Annotated in this window: 16 protein-coding genes and 1 pseudogene; 6 read left to right on the forward strand and 11 right to left on the reverse strand. The window is 66.3% G+C overall.

Annotated elements, in window-relative coordinates; translation table 11 throughout:
- Positions 1–26 precede the first annotated feature (26 nt).
- From OK015_RS22755 to OK015_RS22780, 6 genes are read right to left on the reverse strand one after another with little or no spacing between them, the layout of a single operon-like run.
- A complete protein-coding gene (locus OK015_RS22755) occupies positions 27–1,499 on the reverse strand; it encodes a proton-conducting transporter transmembrane domain-containing protein (protein WP_268126317.1) in 1,473 nt (490 codons plus the stop codon).
- Positions 1,499–2,161 carry a hypothetical protein gene (locus tag OK015_RS22760; RefSeq protein WP_268126319.1) on the reverse strand — a complete coding sequence of 221 codons (663 nt, stop codon included), beginning with the start codon at positions 2,159–2,161 and terminating at the stop codon, positions 1,499–1,501. The genes OK015_RS22755 and OK015_RS22760 overlap by 1 nt, the downstream gene beginning before the upstream one ends.
- A 10-nt stretch (positions 2,162–2,171) precedes the next feature.
- Positions 2,172–3,122 carry a respiratory chain complex I subunit 1 family protein gene (locus OK015_RS22765; protein ID WP_268126322.1) on the reverse strand — a complete coding sequence of 317 codons (951 nt, stop codon included), beginning with the start codon at positions 3,120–3,122 and terminating at the stop codon, positions 2,172–2,174.
- Positions 3,123–3,127: 5 nt separating this feature from the next.
- On the reverse strand, positions 3,128–5,062 hold the full coding sequence (locus OK015_RS22770; protein ID WP_268133001.1) for a proton-conducting transporter transmembrane domain-containing protein: 1,935 nt from the start codon (positions 5,060–5,062) through the stop codon (positions 3,128–3,130).
- A gap of 38 nt (positions 5,063–5,100) precedes the next feature.
- On the reverse strand, positions 5,101–5,580 hold the full coding sequence (locus OK015_RS22775) for an NADH-quinone oxidoreductase subunit B family protein (RefSeq protein WP_268133003.1): 480 nt from the start codon (positions 5,578–5,580) through the stop codon (positions 5,101–5,103).
- 4 nt (positions 5,581–5,584) lie between these two features.
- Positions 5,585–5,929, reverse strand: coding sequence for a lsr2/espR transcriptional regulator (locus tag OK015_RS22780; protein WP_268126324.1), 345 nt, complete (start codon positions 5,927–5,929; stop codon positions 5,585–5,587).
- Positions 5,930–6,157: 228 nt separating this feature from the next.
- On the opposite strand from OK015_RS22780, the gene OK015_RS22785 reads away from it, so the two are divergent.
- The 4 genes from OK015_RS22785 (at position 6,158) to OK015_RS22800 (ending at position 11,604) form a co-directional block, all read left to right on the forward strand.
- Entirely contained in the window at positions 6,158–7,135 is a 978-nt protein-coding gene (locus OK015_RS22785; protein WP_268133005.1) for an ABC transporter permease, read from the forward strand.
- Positions 7,132–8,073, forward strand: coding sequence for an ABC transporter permease (locus OK015_RS22790; RefSeq protein ID WP_268126326.1), 942 nt, complete (start codon positions 7,132–7,134; stop codon positions 8,071–8,073). Before OK015_RS22785 ends, OK015_RS22790 begins: the two co-directional genes overlap by 4 nt.
- On the forward strand, positions 8,070–9,920 hold the full coding sequence (locus tag OK015_RS22795; RefSeq protein WP_268126329.1) for a dipeptide ABC transporter ATP-binding protein: 1,851 nt from the start codon (positions 8,070–8,072) through the stop codon (positions 9,918–9,920). Before OK015_RS22790 ends, OK015_RS22795 begins: the two co-directional genes overlap by 4 nt.
- A 67-nt stretch (positions 9,921–9,987) precedes the next feature.
- Complete coding sequence (locus tag OK015_RS22800) at positions 9,988–11,604, forward strand: ABC transporter family substrate-binding protein (protein WP_268133007.1); 1,617 nt, start codon at positions 9,988–9,990, stop codon at positions 11,602–11,604.
- Here the strand turns inward: OK015_RS22800 and OK015_RS22805 are convergent.
- The 3 genes from OK015_RS22805 to OK015_RS22815 all read right to left on the reverse strand — a co-directional run bounded on the left by OK015_RS22805 (position 11,591) and on the right by OK015_RS22815 (position 16,749).
- Positions 11,591–12,841, reverse strand: a complete 1,251-nt coding sequence (locus OK015_RS22805; RefSeq protein ID WP_268126331.1) for an alpha/beta hydrolase — start codon at positions 12,839–12,841, stop codon at positions 11,591–11,593. The two genes, OK015_RS22800 and OK015_RS22805, sit on opposite strands and share 14 nt — an antisense overlap.
- A gap of 147 nt (positions 12,842–12,988) precedes the next feature.
- Positions 12,989–15,610, reverse strand: coding sequence for an AAA family ATPase (locus OK015_RS22810; RefSeq protein WP_268126333.1), 2,622 nt, complete (start codon positions 15,608–15,610; stop codon positions 12,989–12,991).
- On the reverse strand, positions 15,607–16,749 hold the full coding sequence (locus tag OK015_RS22815) for a metallophosphoesterase family protein (protein WP_268126335.1): 1,143 nt from the start codon (positions 16,747–16,749) through the stop codon (positions 15,607–15,609). Before OK015_RS22815 ends, OK015_RS22810 begins: the two co-directional genes overlap by 4 nt.
- Before the next feature lie 280 nt (positions 16,750–17,029).
- Here OK015_RS22815 and OK015_RS22820 point away from each other — a divergent pair.
- Both OK015_RS22820 and OK015_RS22825 read left to right on the forward strand, forming a co-directional pair.
- Positions 17,030–17,264: pseudogene (locus OK015_RS22820) on the forward strand (DUF222 domain-containing protein); the annotation flags it as partial.
- Positions 17,265–17,454: 190 nt separating this feature from the next.
- On the forward strand, positions 17,455–17,931 hold the full coding sequence (locus OK015_RS22825; protein ID WP_442791322.1) for a SixA phosphatase family protein: 477 nt from the start codon (positions 17,455–17,457) through the stop codon (positions 17,929–17,931).
- 6 nt (positions 17,932–17,937) lie between these two features.
- Here the strand turns inward: OK015_RS22825 and OK015_RS22830 are convergent, their stop codons facing one another.
- Positions 17,938–18,513 (reverse strand): DUF3558 domain-containing protein, encoded by a 576-nt coding sequence (locus tag OK015_RS22830; RefSeq protein ID WP_268126341.1) that lies wholly within the window; start codon positions 18,511–18,513, stop codon positions 17,938–17,940.
- Entirely contained in the window at positions 18,510–19,061 is a 552-nt protein-coding gene (locus OK015_RS22835) for a DUF3558 domain-containing protein (protein ID WP_268126343.1), read from the reverse strand. Before OK015_RS22835 ends, OK015_RS22830 begins: the two co-directional genes overlap by 4 nt.
- Between the last annotated feature and the right edge of the window lie 153 nt (positions 19,062–19,214).

Consider the following 19,214-nt stretch of genomic DNA (forward strand, 5'->3'; position numbering starts at 1 on the left):
AACCCTGTGCCGCAACCAGCTTCGGCTCACGGTGCGGCTCCCACGTTGCTGCTGGCGGCGACGGTGAACAGGTGGGTGAGTGGGCCGGCCGTGACGCCCAGGGTCGCGGAGATGGCGACACCAAGGGTCAGGACCGTTGCGGCTGTCGCTGGCACGGCAAGCGATGGCGCGCCCACTGCGGGCGCACCGAGCAGCACACGCCCCGAATTGCGGGCCAGGGCGGCGAAGGCGATCGCGATCAGCAGCATCGCGGCGCCGAGTACCCAGGCCAGCCGCGCATCGGCCAGCGAGCGCGCGATCGCCAGCTCGCTGGCGAACATCGCGAAAGGCGGCAGGCCCAGCAGGACGATCAGGCCGGCGGCAAATGACAGGCCGATGAGCCGTGACCGGTGCATGACACCGGTGACATCGGCGATCGCGGTGGAGTTGTGCGCGGCCTGCAATTGGCCGCCCGCCAGGAATAGCACCGTCTTGGCGATCCCATGCGCGAGCACATGCAGCAGCAGCGCGGAGATCGCCAACGTGGTGCCGGCGGCCGCTGCGATCGCGATCAGGCCCATGTTCTCCATCGAGGAATACGCCAGCATCCTTTTGATGTCGCCGGTGACGGTCAGCATCAGCGCCGCGACCAGCAGTGTCATCAACCCGACCACCAGCAGCCCACCGCGCAGGAAGGTGGGTCCGGCAGCGGCATCGATAATCGGCCGCAGTCGGATGAGCACCGAGAACGCCACCGACAGCAGCACCCCGCTCATCAGCGCGGACACCGGCGCGGGGGCTTGGCTGTGTGCGTCGGCCAACCAGGTGTGGAACGGAAAAAGCCCGGCCTTGGCGCCGTAACCGATCAGCAGCAGCCCGCCGGCCAGCCGCGCGACAGCGGGATTCAGGCCGTGAGCGTGGGCGGCAAGCACATCGAGATTCAGCGCGTCAGCGGCGGGTGCGCCGGCATAGCGCGCGGCGAAGTACAGCAGCACGGTGCCCAGGAAGGCGACGGCGATACCGACCGAGCAGATCACCACATACTTCCAGGTCGCTTCCAGCGCGGTGCGGGTGCGGCGATGCCCCACCAGGAAAGCGGTGATCACGGTGGTGGCCTCGATCGCCACCCACACCAGGCCAATATTGTTGGCGCACAATGCGAGAACCATCGCTGCCAAAAACGCCGGCGTCAATATGCCGTAGAGGCGGGCACCACGCTCATCGATGTGAGCATGCGCGAGCTCGACGTCGATGTAAGAAATGCTCGCCAAGGTGGCCAGCGTGCCGACTATCCCGATGACGATGAGCATGGTCACCGTCAGCGCGTCGGCCCGGAGCAGCCCACCGAGCGCGAACTGGGTGCCGGACCCGACCCGAAAACCCAACGCCGCGGCACACCCCAGAACGGTGGCGGCCGACAGGACTGTCAGCCCCGCGGTCACGTGTCGCCATCCGGCGACCATGGCGGCGATTGACGCAGCGAGTGGCGCGAGGATCGCGGTGAGCAGCAACACGGTCATCAGTCGTGCAATTCCTGCAGCTTGTCCAGATCGGCGTCGCCGAAGGCGTGTCGCAGCCGGCCGGTCAGCACGCCGATCACGATCACGGCGAAGAGCACATCCAGTGAGGCGCCGAGTTCGACGATCAACGGAACTCCGGCGGTGAGCAGGAACGCCGTCGCAGCAATCCCGTTGTCTAGCATCAGGAATCCGGCGGCTTGCGAGATCGCGTGCCGACGGGTGGTCAACACGAACAGTGCAATCAGGACCACCGCGAACGCGGCAGGTACGGCATTGGTACTGGGGCCCGGTGCCAGGTCGACCACCGGTTGGGTGACCGCGAAGGCGGCGACGGTCAACCCGCCGGCAATCAACAGCGAACTGGTCGTGTTCACCAGCGGGGTCGCCTCACGTCGCGAGGCGACTTCGGCACGGACAACGCGGGCCAGCAGCCACGGCAACACCACCGCACGTAGCACCAGTACGGCAACAGCCACTCCGATCAATGCGAGATCTCGGTCATGGATGCCGCGCAACGCCGGGATCGCCGTCAGTGCCAGCCCCTGCCAGGCCAGCAGATGCACGATGGCGGGCAGGTCGCGGCGCCAGACAATCAATACCGCGGTCAGCATGAGTCCGCCCGCGGCGAAGTCAACCAGGATCGAGAAGTTGGCATCGGTCATCGCTGGGCCCTCACGTACCGATCGTGAAGAAGTTGGCGGCGGTGACCGCGAGCAGGGCCAGCAGAAATGAACCAGCCAACAGTTCGGGAACCCGGAACAATCGAAGTTTGGCGATGAACACCTCAAATGTCGCGAGCAGCGCCGCGAGAACCGTAACCTTGGCAACTACCGCCGCCACACCGATCAACACCCCGGACGCGGTGGGCGCAGCACCGGCAATCCCCCACGGCAGGAACAGGTTTGCCAGCAGCGCCAATAAAACCGTGAGGCGCATCCCCGACGCCCATTCTACGAGCGCCAACCGGGGGCCGGCATATTCGAGGACCATCGCCTCGTGCACCATCGTCAGTTCCAGGTGGGTCGCCGGATTGTCCACCGGCAGCCGCCCGGTCTCGGCGACGATGACGATCACCAGCGCGACGAGGGCGAGCACGGCGGTCAAGGACATGACGTGGCCGGGGTTTGCGATCGTATTCGTCACCAGCGCACCAAGATTGGTCGATCCGGCCGGAATGGACAGTGCGAACACCGCCAACAGGATCGTCGGCTCTACCAGAGCCGCGATAGTGATCTCGCGGCTTGCGCCCATGCCGCCGAACGAGGTGCCGGTATCGATGCCGGCCAAGGCGAGCGCAACAGTTCCCAGGAATAGCAAGCCGACCACGGCAAACAAGTCCGCGCTGGAGTCCAGGGGCGACCCGGTAGCGACGATCGGTATGATCGCCACGATCAAGAGGGTCGTCCCGGCGAGGATCATGGGCGCAGCGGTAAACACGACCGTCGTTCCCGTCGGCGTGATCTGTTGCTTACCAAGTTGTTTGAGCAGATCCCGCCACGGCTGCAGCACGCCGCCGCCTGCTCGTCCCTCCCAGCGGGCCCGCACCTGTCGCGTCATACCGACCACTACCGGCGCGCCTAGCGCGACCAGGCCAAGCTGAGCCGCTCCGGCGACGTAGGACATCGCGTTCACTTCGCCGCCACCAGCACGATCAGTACACCCAGCGCCCCGTAGGCCAAATAGAGATGCACGCTGCCGGTATGGGCGCGCCGCATCAACCCGGCCGCGGCGACCACCGCGGCGACCACCGGAGCATACAGACGCTGTTCGATCGTGTCGGTGATCGCGGTCCGGTAGGTGATCCGGTCGGGGTTGTACCGTGACTCGGCCGTGTGGGTGACCTCGATGTCGGTGTCGGGGCGCAGCACATCATCGAAGACTCGCTGTAGTGGCTCGGCGAACGACGTTGCCGTGTATTGCATGCGCTCGGTGAGATCGTCGGCGCCGCATGCCCATAACGGCAACGCGACCGACGCGGGGCGCCGACGGGAACGCGCTCGGGCCAGCCCGGACGCCACCAGCGCCGCGGCGAGCACACCGGCCGCGATCACGCCGGGCGCGATCGACCCCGACACCCCGGGCAGCCGCACCACGGTGCCGAAATCGGCGAACCCGACGACGTCTGCGAAGGGCAGTGTCGCGACGGTTCGATGTACGGTCGCGGCGACAAGCCCCGGCGCCACCGCCAGTATCAGGCAGGCGCCCGCCGCGATCGCCATGCCGACGCGCATGCTGGCCGGCGCCTCACGCGCATCGGCGGCCCGCAGGGAGCGGGGACGGGCGAAAAACCCGATCCCGAACGCTTTGACCATCGCCGCCACGCTCAGACCGGTGGCAAGTGCAACCACGCCGACCGCCAACGGCGTCGTCAGCGCCACCATGGGATCGTGTCGGGGAGCGGCGTGGATCAACGACTGGAACAGCAGCCACTCGCTGACAAAGCCGGCGCCGAGCGGCAGACCACATGCGCCCAGCGCGGCCACACCGAAAAACACTGTGGTCGTTGGCATCCGGCGGGCCAATCCGCCGAGCAGGTCGAGGTCGCGCAGCCCTGTCGCGGCCAGCACCGACCCCGCGGCCAGGAACCCCAGGCTCTTGAATGCCGCGTGTGCCATCAGATGCAGCACCGCGGCGGCTGCCGCTATCGTCGCCGGGCCGTAGGCGCCGGTATTTGCGAAAAGCGTTGCCGCACCGAGCGCCAATGTGACCAGGCCCATATTTTCGGTCGTCGAGTAGGCCAGCAGCCGTTTGATATCGGCGGCAACCGAGGCCTGCAGCACACCATAGAGCGCAGAGACGGCGCCGACGGCCAGAAGCGTAAACCCCCACCAACGGGGCCCCGGCCAGAGCAACCGCAGGTCGAAGCGAACGATGCCGTAGATCCCCAGGTTGACCATCGCCGCGCTCATTAACGCCGATACCGGGCTGGGCGCCTCCGGATGGGCACGCGGTAACCAGGCGTGCAGCGGCACCAATCCCGCCTTCGACCCGAACCCGATCAGTGTCAGCACGAACACGGCCGCGCGGGCCCCGCCAGACACCCCGGTGATGTCGGCGAACCGGTCCCCGCCACCGGCCGCCGACAACACCATGAGCCCGACCAGGATCGCGACGAAACCGAGCTGGGTCATCACCGCGTACGACAGGCCCGCCGATCGGACCTGCGGGCGGATGTCCTCGGACAGCACCAGGATCAGCGATGCGATCGCCATCAACTCCCACGCCAACAGAAACGTCGTCACCGATCCCGCGGCCGGCACCAACACCATCGCCGTGACAAACACCGGCAAGATCGCCATCGTGACCCAGCCCAGATGTTCACGACGCGCGTAGCCGATCGCATAACAGCCGACCGGGACCGCCACCGCGCCGGTGATCGCCATGAAGAATCCGCCGAGTGGGTCGAGCTCGATGCGTACGCCGGAGAAGGGAAGAAGCCAGTCGATGTCTACCGGCCGTACCGATCCGAACATCCCGTGTAAACCCAGCCACACCGCGACGATGCCCACAGCCGACGTGGCGATCCCACCAACTGCCGGACCGAAGTCGTTTCGTGGCAACATTTTTGGCGTCGACACCGGGGCGACCACCGAGGTGGTCGTCATTTCCCCGTCACCGACCGCAGCGCCGCGACGATGTCGGCGGGTGTGGGCGGGCACCCCGCAATCTCGATATCGACGGGCACCACCTCACCCACCGCGCCGGCGACAGCGTAGGCGTCCTTGAACACCCCTCGGTTCAAGGCGCAATCTCCGCACGCGATCACCACACGCGGTTGTGGCGTCGCTTCGAGGGTGTTACGCAGCGGGTCGGCCATGTTGCGCGTCACCACTCCGGTCACCAGCAGCGCATCGGCGTGCCGGGGCGAGGCCACGAGCCGGGCCCCGAACCGCTCCGCGTCGTACACCGGGCCGAACGCACCCGAAATCTCTACCTCACATCCGTTGCACGAACCCGAATCGACATGCCGGATCTGCAGCGAACCTCGCACTCCAGCCGGCGGTTGTGTCGCGGACGGCGGTGCCGGCGCCGCGGGCTCGGCGATCCGGCCGACGCGAAAAATTTTGGCGACCCAGCCGATGGCGCTAATTCGTCGCACCGTCCACGCGCAGGTCCGCCAGCACCGCGACCCGATCCGTGAGCACCCTCGCAAGTACCTTGCGAGCCACCGCGAGCAGCTCGGCGATATCGGGCGACGCGATCGAGTAGGTCACGACGTTGCCATCACGGTGTGCGATCACAACTCCTGCCCGACGCAACAGAGCCAGCTGCTGGGACAGGTTCGATGCCTCCAGTCCGACATCGGACACCAACAGCTCCCCGACCGAGCGGTCCCGCTCGACCAGCAGCTCGAGAATCCTGATTCGCGCCGGGTGCCCGAGTGTCTTGAAAAAATCGGCTTTGAGCTTGTAGAGGGGCTTCGTTTCCACCTTTGCTCCTGAAGACTTCACGATTACGACACTTTATCAATTGAAGAATTCACGATAAGGCTGGAGTGGCGCCGCAGCCGGACGACGGTCGCCAGGCACAGCACTAGACGACGAAAGCACCACCGCGCGTCCCACCCCCGGCGACCAGTTGGCGCGGCGGGCGCGGCGCGACGCCGCTCGCGTCTCTCGCTAACCTGTCCCAATGCGATGCAGGCAGGCCCACCGGGCATGATCCGGTACCTCGCCCGGCGGTTCCTCAACTACGTCGTGCTACTCGCGCTGGCGTCATTCCTGACCTTCCTGCTGACCTCGCAGACGTTTCATCCGCTCGACAGCTTCGTGCAGCGCCACCCGACACCGCCACCAGAGGCCATTCACGCCAAGGCCGTTGCGCTGGGCTTGGACAAACCGGTGACCATCCGCTATGCCAAGTGGGTTTCCGGTGTGGTCCACGGTGACTTCGGGGTGACGGTGAGCGGTCACCCTGTCTCCCAGGAGCTGTGGCGCAGGGTCGGGGTGAGCCTGAGACTGGTGGTGACCGGTTCAGTGCTGGGCACGCTGATCGGCGTCGTCGTGGGCGCCTGGGGTGCGGTGCGGCAGTACCATCTCAGCGACCGGGTGATCACTGTGTTGTCGCTGATCGTCTTGAGCATCCCCTCGTTCGTGTTGGCAAGCTTGCTGATTCTGGGCGCGCTGCGGGTCAACATGTTCGCCGGAGTGGGAATCTTCCAGTACACCGGGGAAACCTCGCCGCTTCCGCCGAATGGAACCGTCGACGAAATCATCGAACGCTTACAGCACATCGTGTTGCCCACCCTCACCCTGGCCCTCGGCGCAATCGCGGGTTTCAGCCGGTACCAACGGAATGCGATGCTGGACGTGCTCGGCGAGGACTTCATCCGAACTGCCCGCGCCAAGGGTCTGACCCGCCGGCGCGCGCTGTTCAAACATGGTCTACGCACCGCACTCATTCCGATGGCCACCTTGTTCGCTTATGGCGTGAGCGGGCTCGTTGTCGGCGCGGTGTTCGTCGAGAAAATCTTCGGCTGGCACGGCATGGGCGAATGGGTGGTGTCGGGAATCGCGACCCAGGACGCCAACGTCGTCGCGGCGATCACGCTTTTTTCCGGCGCCGCCGTTCTGTTGGCGGGACTGTTGTCCGACGTCATCTACGCGGCACTGGATCCGCGGGTGCGCGTTTCATGACCGCCGCCGAAAGCACACCGGTGCGGTCCGGGGTCGACCCGGCCGCCACGTTCGCATCGCGCCGAAACCTGTTGATTCGCCGTTTTTTTCGCAACAGACCCGCGGCGGTGGCGCTCGTTCTGCTGGCGCTGGCATTCGTCGGCTGCTACGCATTGCCGCCGCTATTGCCGCACAGCTATACCGATTTGGACCTGCACGCACTGCTGCAGCCGCCGTCGCTGCGACACTGGTTCGGCACCAATGCGCTGGGCCAGGATCTACTGGCCAGGACCTTGACCGGCATGCAGAAGTCGCTACTGATCGGCGTTTGCGTTGCGGCGATCTCGACCACCGTCGCCGCCACCGTCGGATCGATTGCGGGCTATTTCGGTGGCTGGCGCGACCGAACGCTGATGTGGCTGGTGGACCTGCTGCTCGTCGTGCCCAGCTTCCTGCTCATTGCCATCGTCACGCCGCGCACCAAACAATCGAACAGCATTCTGTGGCTCATCGTGCTCCTCGCGGCGTTCGGCTGGATGGTCAGCTCACGGATGGTACGCGGCCTGACGATGAGCCTGCGGGAACGTGAATTCGTCCGTGCAGCACGGTATATGGGAGTGCCGAGCCGACGGGTGATCATGCATCACATCGTGCCGAATGTCGCCTCCATCCTGATCATCGACGCGACGCTCAACGTAGGTTTCGCGATCCTGGCCGAAACCGGGCTGAGCTTCTTGGGATTCGGTGTGCAGCCACCGGACGTGTCACTCGGCACGCTGATCGCGGAAGGCACTCCGTCGGTGACCACCTTCCCCTGGGTCTTCCTGTTCCCGGGCTCGGCGTTGATATTGATTGTGTTGTGCGCGAACCTCGCCGGTGATGGCCTGCGCGACGCCATCGATCCGAGCGCGAAGCCATCGCGCCGTAAAAAGGCGAAGCCCGTTGGGCGCCCGCAGTGACGGCCCTGCTGGAGGTGACCGACCTCGGCGTCACCTTCGACGCCGGGGATGCGCGGGTGCCCGCGGTGCGCGGTGCGACTTATCACATCAATCCGGGCGAAGTGCTCGCCATCGTCGGGGAATCGGGCTCAGGCAAAACCACCGCCGCGATGGCCGTAGTCGGGTTGCTGCCCGAATACGCCGAGGTGTCGGGTTCCGTTCGGTTGCACGGCCGGGAGTTGCTCGGGCTGCCCGACCAGGCGATGTCACGGATCCGCGGCAAGACGATCGGCACCGTCTTCCAAGACCCGATGTCGGCGCTGACTCCCGTCTACACCGTCGGGGACCAGATCGCCGAAGCCATCACGATTCACCACCGTGACGTCAGCCGGGCGGCGGCCCGGACACGAGCCGTGGAGCTGCTCGAGCTGGTCGGTATCGCGCAGCCAGACCGCCGCGCAAAAGCGTTCCCCCACGAGCTATCCGGCGGGGAGCGTCAGCGGGTGGTGATCGGGATCGCGATCGCCAACGATCCGGATCTGCTTATCTGTGACGAGCCCACCACCGCACTGGACGTCACGGTGCAGGCCCAAATTCTCGACGTCCTTCGGACAGCGCGCGATGTCACCGGTGCGGGAGTGTTGATCATCACCCACGACCTGGGGGTGGTCTCGGAGTTCGCCGACCGGGCCATGGTCATGTACGCCGGACGCGAGGTCGAGATCGCAACCGTTGCAGATCTTTACCGGGACCGCCGCATGCCGTACACGGTCGGATTGCTCGGTTCGGTGCCGCGACTGGACGCTCCGCAGGGCACTCGGCTGGTTCCGATTCCCGGTGCGCCGCCTAATTTGTCGACGCTTACACCCAATGCCTGTCCGTTCACGCCCCGCTGTCCGCTGGCGATCGACGAATGTCGTTCGGCTGAGCCAGCTCTGATCACGGTTTCCGAAGACCATCGGGCGGCCTGCATCCGTACCGACGACGTCGCGGGTCGGGCCGCCGCTGAAATCTTCGACGTGACCACTGCGCCCCCGGCCCTCGATAGTGCAGCAGACCAAAGCGCAACGGTGCTACGGGTCGTCGGCCTCAGCAAAACCTATCCGCTCACCAAGGGCGTGGTTTTTCGCCGTCGGGTGGGTGAGGTGCGAGCGGTCGACAACGTCAGCTTCACCCTGGAACAGGGCCGCACGCTGGCGATCGTCGGAGAATCCGGTTCGGGCAAATCGACTACCCTGCAACAGATCTTGGAACTGAACACGCCGCAATCGGGTTCGATTGAGGTTCTCGGCGCCGACGTCGCCGGGTTGAATCCGCAGCGCCGGCGCTCGCTGCGCCGCGACATTCAGGTGGTATTCCAAGACCCGGTGGCGTCCCTGGATCCCAGGCTACCCGTTTCCGAGGTCATAGCTGAACCATTGCAGGCGAACGGATTCCACAAAGGTGCCGCGGATGCGCGAGTCGCCGAGCTGCTCGACATCGTTGGTCTGCGCCACGCCGACGCCACACGGTATCCGGCCGAGTTCTCCGGTGGGCAAAAGCAACGCATCGGTATCGCGCGGGCACTGGCATTACAGCCCAAGATATTGGCACTCGACGAACCGGTGTCGGCGCTCGACGTCTCGATCCAAGCTGGGATCATCAACCTGCTGCTCGACCTGCAAGAGCGGTTCAGTCTGTCGTACCTGTTTGTCTCGCACGACCTTTCCGTCGTCAAACATCTGGCGCATCAGGTGGTGGTGATGTACCGGGGTGCCATAGTCGAGCAGGGTGACGGCGACGAGGTCTTCACCAACCCACAACACGAGTACACCCGGCATCTCCTCGACGCCGTTCCGCGGGCGCATCCTGATGGCGGCGCGGGTTAACATCGTCGGGGTGACGCGCCGACCGAGAGCCCGCAAGCTCGCGGTGCTGGCGTTGGCGCTCGTGGTGATGGTCACCGGATGTTCGAGTGGCTACCAGGATCTGCCGGAGACCCGGGCAGCCCAGGTCGGCGCTACCAGCGACATGAATCCGCAGGACCCGGCGACGCTGCGTGACGGTGGCAACCTGCGGCTCCCGCTGTCGGAGTTCCCGGACAATTTCAACCAGTTGAACATCGATGGCAATACCTCTGACACCGCCGCGGTTCTGGGGGCCACGCTGCCGGGGGCGTTCATGACCCGCGCGGACGGGTCGCTGAACCTCAATACCGACTACTTCACCGGTGCCGAGCTGACCGGGGCCAACCCCCAAACCGTCACGTACACAATCAATCCGAAAGCAACATGGAGCGACGGCACGCCGATCACGTGGGAAGACCTCAAGTCCGAGGTTGACGCGTGCAACGGGCGCAACAAGAAGTTCTTGATCGCCAGCCGGGCCGGGTTCGAACGCGTGAAATCGGTGACCAGAGGTGTCGACGACCGGCAGGCAGTGGTCACCTTCTCCGATCCGTATGCCGAATGGCGCGGAATGTTCGCCGGCGGCATCCAGCCGCGCACCATGACAGCCAACCCGGAGGTCTTCAACAAGGGCCAGCTCGAAGCTCCTGGCCCGTCGGCCGGCCCCTTCATCGTGTCCACGATCGATCGGACCGCGCAGCGCATCGTGTTGACCCGCAATCCACGATGGTGGGGCAGGAAGCCGCGACTGGATTCGATCACCTTCCTGGTGCTCGACACATCCGCCATCATCCCCGCGCTGCAGAACAAGGCAATCGATGCCGCCGGCATCACCACGCTCGACGATATGGTGACCGCCCAGCGCACGCCCGGCATAGTGATCCGGCGTGCGCCGGCCCCCACCTGGTTCCACTTCACGTTCAATGGCGCCGAGGGGTCGATCATGGCCGACGAGCGGTTGCGACTGGCGGTCTGCCAGGGTATCGATCGCCAAGCCATCGTCGATGTCGTCCAGCACGGCCTGAGCACCCATCCCGTGCCGCTGAACAACCATGTCTACGTGGCCGGGCAGGTTGGCTACCAAGACAACAGCGCGCCAGGCGCATACAACCCGGATAAGGCCCGAACAGCTTTGGATGCCATGGGGTGGAAGCTCAACGGGCCGGTTCGGGAAAAGGACGGCAAGCAGCTCGTCGTTCGCGACGTGCTCTTCGACGCGGCGTCCAACCGGCAGATTGCCATGGTTGCGCAGAACAGCCTGGCGCAGATCGGTGTGAAGCTGGTGCTCGACCTCAAAGCCGGCAGCGGCTTTTTCAGCCAATACGTCGGCGTCGGTGACTTCGACATCGCCCAATTCGGTTGGGAAGGAAACGCTTTCCCGTTGTCCGCGCTTCCGCAGATTTACACCTCGGACGGTGACAGCAACTTCGGCAGGATCGGCGACGCCGCGATCGATGCGAAGATCGCCGAGACATTGTCGGAGCTGGACCAGGACAAGGCGCGTCTTTTGGCCAATCAGGTCGACGCGATGATCTGGCAGGAAGGCTTCAACCTGCCGCTGTTCCAGTCGCCCGGCAACAGGGCGGTACGACACGATTTGGCCAATTACGGAGCTCCCGGACTGGCCGATGTGGACTACACCGCGATCGGATTCATGCGGAGCTGAGGCGCCGGCACAGCGGTGTCACGGCGGGCAGCGCACCCTCGGCGATCGCGGCCACCTCCACCGCCTTCCACAGCAGGCGTATGGCGGGCCGGGCCGGCAGGGCGTCCAGCGCCGATCCTTGACCGGCAAGCTTGTCGATGTCGCCGCGGCACACCGCCTCGGCGATCTTGAGCGCGGCGGACTCACGAAAGTCCACCGCGCTGTGCGCCATCGTCGGCAACGCCAATAGCAGCGCGTTCGGCACCAGCGATGCCACGCGCTCAGCCACCGACCGCGGCGTCACCAGGTCCCTGCCGCCGGAAACGACGACCGTGGGCCAATTGAACTTCGGCATCTCGGCCACCAAGTCGTACGGCTCCGCCTCGAAAGCATCTGATTCGCTGATGATTTCGCGTAGCGCCACTGCGGGGTCCAGCGGCAGGCCGTCGGGTTGGGACGCGTAGTCGAGTTCGCGGAACGCGATGCGACTCACCAGATCGATTTCGTGGTGGTACGCCACATTGAGACTGACCACGGCGGAGAAGCGGGACAGCAGCCGCCACAACACCATTCGGCCACTGAGCAACAAGTCGAGTACGCGATCCAGCAGGGGCACCCCGCCGTAGGCGTAAATGGTGGTGGCAACCTCCCCCGCCGTCCCGGTCATGCGCCCGGCGGCGATCAGCTGGCGGACCTTCGCCGCCAATGCGGCGGTTTCCGGTGTATCGCCGTCGACCAGCAAGCCACGGATCGCGTCGCGAACGAGCGCAATGTCGTGGCCTGACAGCAGCGGTGAATCGAGGATCATCGCGTGCACCCGCCCGGGATGGCGTACGCCGAAGCCGGCCGCGATATAGCTGCCGTACGACGTGCCGTAGATGACGGCGGAATCCACATGGGCGTCGTCGAGGACGGCGGCGATGTCGTCGACCACCTGATCGACGGTGATCGCTTCGGGCGGCAGGTCGGCGCCGGAGTCGTCATGACGCGACATACCGATGCCGCGGTGCTCGATCATGATGATGTCGAGACCCGCGAGGGCGGCGCGCCGCCGCAGCCCCTTGTAGACCTGGATCGACGCCACTCCCGGACCGCCCGGGATGATGACCATCGGGTGGGCGGACTTGCGCCCGGCGCGGACGTAGAACAGATCGAACTCGTCGGTGCTGCCTGGAGATATCGGCCTGCGCACCGGACGAACGCCGGGCATTCGCGCAAGCTTTTCCTGCACCCGGCGCCGTTTCGCGTTCATGGTCATCGCCGACCATTCTGCCGGGGTCGCTTGCGATCAGCAGCGCGGCTGCCTTCCCGCGGCACTCGTGGCCGCCGAGTCAGCCGGCGTTCTCGCGTCCGCGAGTACCGCAGTCGCCGAATCGGCGCGTGTAAGTCGGGACGACCCCGGGTCCTACACGTTGAGATCGATACGGTGCGCACCTTTGACGCTGTCGTAACGATCGGGACTACACGTCAACACGATCACCTGCCCGTGCGCACCGACCGTGTCGAACACCTCACCCATCTTCGCCAGCCGGTCGGGGTCGGTGAATCCCAGCGCGTCGTCGACCACGACCGGAACGGCGTCCTCCTTGGCGACCAGGGCGGCACCGGCCAGGCGCGCCAGGATCCCGAGTTGCTCCTTGGCCCCGCCAGACAGGGAGTCGTAAGGGACCGTCACGCCGTCCAGGGTTCGGCTGCGGATACACAAGTCGGTGTCGACATCGACCTCGAAACTGGGGCCGAAAACCGGACGGCCGAGACGCTGCAATTCGCTGCGATACGGCTCGACATAACCCAGCCGGGTGGTGTCGCGATGACGAGCCATCACCGAGCGCAGCAATTCTGCCGCACGGGCCCGGCCACCGATCCGGGTGTGCTGGCCGGCGGCGTGCTCGCGCTCGATCTCCGCGGCGTCGAGCTTGCCCTGGCGTCCCTCGCTGCCGAAGACCGAGAGTTCGATGGTGAGCTCGCGCAACGCACGGGCAGCATCTTCGTACCGCCCGCTCAGCGACTCCGCCGCGTCCTTGGCCGCGGCCAATTCGGCGTTCACCGCGTCCGGCGCCGCGGCGGCCAACTCTTCGCCCAGTTCGACGGCTCGGCGCTCGGCGGTTGCCGCAGCCCGTTGCCCGGCAGCCGCCGACGAAGCGAGGTCCTCGTCACTCACCGAGGATCGCTCCTGGACCAGCTGAGCGGTGGCCCTATTGAGCTCGGATCGTTGAGTTGCCGCTTCGTTGAGTAAAAGCGTTGCGCGGGTGGAGTTCTCGGCGAGCTGGGAGTCGGCGATGGCCGCGGTCCGGCGACGCGTCTCACATTCGGCTTCCGCGGCCAGGCGAGCGGCCTGCGCGGTGTCGAGTTCGGCACGAGCGGAAGCGACATCGGTAACGAACAGATCGGGCTCGGCAGGTTGACCGGCGCGCAGCTGCATCAGCCGCCCCCGGAGCTGGTCAATGTCCTCGTCGCCGCACAGGCCGGACAGCGTCGCGTTCAATTGGTCTCGGCTGCTCTGCAATTCGCGGCGGCGCTGGTCGGCCGCCCGTGCGGCACCGAGGTCGGCGACCTGACCGGCTGCCAGCGCTGCGGCCAGTTCTTGTTGTGCCGCAGCGTATTTCGACTGAACGTCAAGCGCCGTCGTGCCGGGAGTGATCCGTGCGGTGAGGACACCGGGAACCTCGACCTCGGTGGGACCGGTGGCTGTCGTCGACCAGCTTTGCCCGGCCGACAACGACACCCGTTGTTGGCCGACCGCGAGTTCGATGTCGGACACGGCGGTGAACTCGACCGCCGCGGAGATCATCGCAAGCTGGTCACCGGCGCGGTCGACCGCGGCTGCGGCACTTTCGATTCGGCGTAGTAGCTGCTCGGTGAGGACGACCGCGGAAAGCTCCGCACCCACGCGGTCGCGGTCGCGCTGGGCCGCGTCGATCTTGGCCAGGCGGGCGCCCAACCGGTCGATTTCCTCGCGTTCGGCGAGCTGGTCGACGGTGCGGCGGGCGGATTCGACGCGGCGTTGCAGCTCCGCCAGCACCTGAGTGGCCTCCTGCAATGCCGCAGCCGCCGTCTCGGCGTCGGCCTGTGCCGCCGTCTGCGCGTCGGCGGCTTGCTGCGCTGCTGTCGCGGCGGCCGCGACAGCCGCTGCGCGAGTTTCGATCTCGGTCACCAAGCGCGTACGCCCGATGTGCGCGGCGGTCGCGGCGGTGCTATTGGCGACCGCGGCATCGGCGACCAGCTTGGCTTCGCGCGCCTGGCGAGTCAGCGCCGCGGTCTTGTCGGCAGCGGCCTGCGCGCAGGCCAAGCGCGGGCCGGCCGCCGACCGCAGCTGCGAGAGCTCGGCGACTTGCCCGGTCAGCACGGCGTGGCGACGCACCCGGTCGTCGACCTCCGCGACCGCCGCCGTGCACTCCGCGACCGCGGCGTCGGCGGCGGACAGTCGGGAGATGGCCGCGGCCCACTCCCCGGTAGGGCGTCCGGTGGGGGTGAAGTAGCGCCCGTACTCGGCGTCGATCCGCTCGATGAGCAACGGCTCGTTGCCGGACAGCGCCGCCTCGTCACCGGCCGCGACATCGAGGGCACGCGAAAGCGCATCACACCCGGACAGATCCACCGCGGCCGTCGATGTGGCCTGCAGCACGCGCTGGGCGTGCCACAGGTCATTGTCCACCGTCTCGGCGAGCATCGACCGGACCCGTTCGTGGGCTTCGTCGCCGGTCAACTGCTCGCGGCGCGGCGTCAGCACGGTCAACTCCGTCTCGCACTTCTTGTGGAAGCGCTTGCGATAGACGAAACGATAAGTGCCGCTGCTGATTTCAGCTGTCACCTCGGAGCCGACATCGCTGTTGGTGGGCTTGACCTGTTTGACGTCCTTTTTGGTCGAGCGGTCCCTGGATTCCAGCAGCAGGTCCAGCGCCTCGATCATCGACGACTTGCCGATCTCATTGGCGCCGCTGACCACGACCACGCCGTGGTCGGGAAATTCAATCTCGCGGTGGCGGATGCCGCGGTAGTTCGTCAAGACCAACCGGTGCAGCTTCATGCCGCACCCCGATCCGTGAGCCGCAGCAAGAGCCCCAGGGCGGCCTGGGCGTCGGTCGCGGAGTCGGCGTCGGCCCCACGTGCGGTGGCCACCAGCTCTTCGACGGCCGCAGCGGCGAAGCCCCCGATGCCCAGATTCGTGAACTCGCCGTCGGCGGGTATCACCGCCAGCTCGGTGTGGCGTTCCCACAGGCCCAGCCACGCGAACAGCCGGGCGTAGCGGTCCAGGCACGCGTCGAGCGCGGCCCGGTCGGTGACCGTCAACGATCCCGTCAATGCCAGCCGCACCACGGTGCGCTCCTTCTCGGTCATCAGATCGAGATTCAGGTCGAGGTCGGCGATGTCGCGGCTGGTGTCGACCTGACGGTGCAAGGTGACAAACCGCCAATGACCGACGTGGCGGGGCGTCACGGAAACCGCGTTGGCTTCGTCGATGTCGACGACCAGGACGTGCCCCGGGTTGGACTCGACGTCATCGAAGTTCGTCACCTCCGGCGAACCTGAGTACCACACCCGTCCGCTGTCGCCGACCTGAGTGAGCGAATGCTTATCCCCCAATGCCGCATAGTGGACCGCGCCTCGGTCCAGTGCCTCTTCGAGCCGGGCCAGCCGAATCAGCGACGGCTTCTCGCGATCGGGGTCGAGCATGTCGACGCCGCCGTGGGCGACGAGCACGCGGGTGACCGGGCCCGTGTCGAGGCCGTCGAGGACTTCGGCCACCAGGTCGCTGGTCGGGGCCTTGGACCGCCACGGCGCAGCGACGATCTCGAGGCCCGGCCGCACCTGATGCGGGCCGGCGTGGTCGAGCACCACGACGTTGTCCGGGCATTCGGCGGTGAACAGCGCGCTGGTGAACACCGACGATGCGTCGAGCGGATCATGGTTGCCGGGCAGCAGGTAGACCGGAATACCGATGGCGCGCATGGATTGCAGCGACTGCCCGATCACCTTCGGGTCGAGCTGGTTGTGTTCGAAGACGTCACCGGCGACGACGACGAACTCGGCGCCCACCTCGGTCGCCAGGGCGCCCAGACCGGCGACCGCATCGCGCCGGGCGGCCGAATACCGCGGCTGGGCGTCGCCGGCCAGGAAGTGGCGGGTCATGCCCAGCTGCCAGTCGGCGGTGTGCAGGAATCGCATCCCGGCGCCCCCTTCTGAAATGACGTGGCTATCAAGGCACCGCGAAGTCTAGGGCGGTTGACCGACAACTTCGGGGACCCGCACCGGCATGCCCCGGCGCAGTCTCGGTATCTGACCGGAGCGGGTGACTTTTTGCCCGCCTTTGAGCGACAATCGGTGTGTTTCTTGATTGCTGAAAAAACTTGCGCCACAGCCGTTTCAGGAGTCACAGGCCGACGATTCCTGTCGGCGGGTGGGTTTAGTTTCGGGGTATGGGGTGATCGGCATGGACTCGGAGATGCTGGTTAGCCGCGCGGAAGCCGCCCGCCGTATCCGCGACGCTGCCGACCTGGGCGAACGGTGTGGACTCACCGGTGAGCCGATACCGCCGGCGTTGGCGGTCACCGCTGCCGCGCAGCGAGCCGGAAAACTACGTGTCGAACACTTCGCTGGTGATCCGGCGCCTCTATCACCGGTTGCCCGTCTGCGCCGATGCCGACACCCGCGCGCACGCCGAAGCCGACCTGGCCCGCCGCCAACATCGACAACCTCACCCTGGCCTGCGGCCCCCACCACCGCCTCCTGCAACCTCAATCGCGGCGAACCCCTACCAACGCCCCAACAAGCTGCTGCTCCGCGATGAGCGCGACGACGACGCGGCCTAACAACCGTGGTTAGGGATTGGTTAGCGTGAGCCACGTGACTTCTGAGCGCACCCTGCTGCTGATGCGGCATGCGAAATCTGGATACCCGCCCGGCGTCGTGGACCACGACCGGCCGTTGGCCCCCCGCGGCATCCGGGAAGCAGGGCTGGGCGGTGACTGGCTGCGCGCCCGTCAACCCGACATCGACGCCGTGTTGTGCTCCACGGCCACCCGGACCCGCGAGACCCTGGCCAACGCGGGCATCGATGCTCCCGTGCAATACCGCCAGCAGCTCTACGACACCACCCCGGGCACGGTGATCGACGAGATCAACCAGGTCCCGGACACCGTCGACACCCTGCTCGTGGTCGGGCACGAACCGACCATGTCTTCCCTGGCGATCGGCCTGGCAGGCGACGATGGCACCGATACGGCTGCGATAGAACGCATTTCGGAGAAATTCCCCACGTCGGCGATCGCGGTGCTCCGGGTGACCGGCGACTGGAAGGACCTGCAGTTAGGACGCGCCGCGTTGACCGGCTTCCACGTCCCGCGCTGAACCCCGCTAGGAGTTCGTCGAGAGCGTGAGCTCCATCAGCTTGAGGGCCTGCCCGCAGGCATCGATACCCGGCGCCTGCGGATTGACCCACCAGCCGACGACTCCTGCCGCGTCGCTGGCCACCCCACAGGCTCCGTTCGGGTCGTCCGGGCGCATCACAATCGAGTTCACCCCCGCGATCGTTCGCGTCTCGACCTTGTAGTGGAGGAAGTCGGCGACCTTGCGCTCTTCACTGAGGCTGCCCTGCTCGAACCAGAACCGGGTGATATCGATCAGGCCAGCCGGGTTGGCCGCCTGCCAGCGGCAGATAGCGCCGACGAAGGTGCTCTGGATGTCGAGCGGATCGGCACCCACCGTCTTGGCCAGGATGTCGCTGGTCAGGACCTCACATTCCTTGAGCAGGTTCGGGTACTGCTGCTGGGAGTTGTTGTTGCGCGGCACGCCGCCCGCACCCGCCTTGACGGCGTTACCCCCGATCGATCTCGAACAGCCGGTCAGGAGCAGCAGCGCGGTGATCAACACGGCTGCACAGGCGAGGGCGCCCTTGCCGGGCCGCCAGCCGGGAACCTTCGAATCTGTCATTTCGAGTTCGCAATCGATTGACGAGTCAGTTCTTTGGCGATGTCACACGGCGGCGGGAAGGGCTTTTGGCTGAAGCTGATCGACCACTCGATGAAGTCGTCCTGAAACTGGATGCCGACCTCGCACAGCGAGTCACCCAGGTTCGGCTCGTTGCCGACGGCGATGAAGCCGCTGTGGCCGTTGATGTTCACGTCGTCGACGCTGGCGCGCGAGAGCTCCTCGGTCTTGCGTTCGCGTCCGATCGGGCTGCCGCGGTACCACGAGAAGGAGAAGTGCGGTCCGAGGATACCGCCGCCGGCCAGCCACTGGCACCCCACGGAATTGCGGGCGGTGTTGGTCAGCCCGCTCATCTTGGTCAGTTCGGCCACCGCTTGGTCGCTGACACCGCCGCACTGCGGAAACATCGGTCCGTGCTGGCCCTCCGCGTTCCCCGGCGTCGACGAGGTCGTCGCACCCGGCTTGTTGTCGCCGGAACCGGAGCAGCCCGCAACCGTCGGGGCCAAGAGCGTGATGGCCGCAAGGGCTAGAGCCGTGAGGTTACGACGCACCGCTACTCGGCTTCTGCTCAGCCTGCTGCTGGTCCACACGATGCACTGTAGCGGCAGCCCCGCGGGTCAACCACCGACGCGCCACCTGAGCAGGCATTTCAAAGTGTTTGCCGGACGCGCCGCGAGCACCCAACCGCCGGCGGTGTTCAGCGC

The organism is Mycobacterium sp. Aquia_216 (assembly GCF_026723865.1).
Taxonomy (GTDB): Bacteria; Actinomycetota; Actinomycetes; order Mycobacteriales; family Mycobacteriaceae; genus Mycobacterium.